Raw genomic sequence first — 762 nt, 5'->3', positions numbered from 1 at the left:
ATCGCGTCCGCCAGCTTGCCGCGCATCCCCGACGTGTAGATGCGGGTGATCACCCCGTTGCGGATATGCTCTATCAGCGGCGCGTTGCAGGTCATCAGCGAACTCGACGCCAGCGTCAGGTTTTTGAACCCCAGCCGCGCCAGCGTCTCCACCACATGGTTGATCACCTTGTCCCCTTCACGGAACGCGTGGTGGAACGATATCGTCATCCCGTCCTGCAGCCCGCTCTTGCGGATGGCCTCTTCCAGGTCGGCGCACAGCTTGCGACGGTGTTTTTCGGTGACGTCATCCAGCCACGGCGTGCGCTGGTTGGCGCTCACGAACGGCTGCAGATGACTTTTTTCCGGGTATTGCTGCTGCAATGCTTCAATAATATTACTCATGTTCCAGTCCTGTCATGGCGACGGCCCGGCGTGCGTTCACGCCGCCGGCCCGCGCGGAAAACGTGCTTTACCCTGCGGCGACCTACCGGCGTACGCCCGACGCCAGCGCGCGCTCCACCACCCGACGGGCGTGGTCGATTATCGGGCTGTCGATCATTTTTCCGTTCAGCGAAATCACCCCCAGCCCGGCGCGCTCGCCCTCTTCCGCCGCCTTGATCACCAGATGGGCGTAGTCCACCTCGTCCTGGGTCGGCGCGTAGGCGTTGTGCAGCAGTTCAATCTGCCGCGGGTTGATCAGCGACTTGCCGTTAAAGCCCAGTCCGCGGATCAGCTCCACTTCCTTCAGGAAGCCCGCCTCGTCGTTGACGTTGGAGTACAC

2 protein-coding genes are annotated in these 762 nt (G+C 62.3%); both read right to left on the bottom strand.

What is annotated here, in order from left to right; translation table 11 throughout:
• The coding region (locus Dpoa2040_RS16685) for a citrate lyase subunit alpha (protein WP_305792415.1) at positions 1–383 on the bottom strand (383 nt) is incomplete at its 3' end.
• Positions 384–465: 82 nt separating this feature from the next.
• Positions 466–762 (bottom strand): HpcH/HpaI aldolase/citrate lyase family protein (locus tag Dpoa2040_RS16680; RefSeq protein WP_168641974.1); only part of this gene is annotated, 297 nt, incomplete at its 5' end.

This window comes from Dickeya sp. CFBP 2040 (assembly GCF_012273755.1).
GTDB classification, from domain to species: Bacteria; Pseudomonadota; Gammaproteobacteria; order Enterobacterales; family Enterobacteriaceae; genus Dickeya; species Dickeya poaceiphila.
The sequence above is the reverse complement of the archived record's forward strand: the minus strand, read 5'-3'. Positions and strand labels throughout refer to the sequence as shown.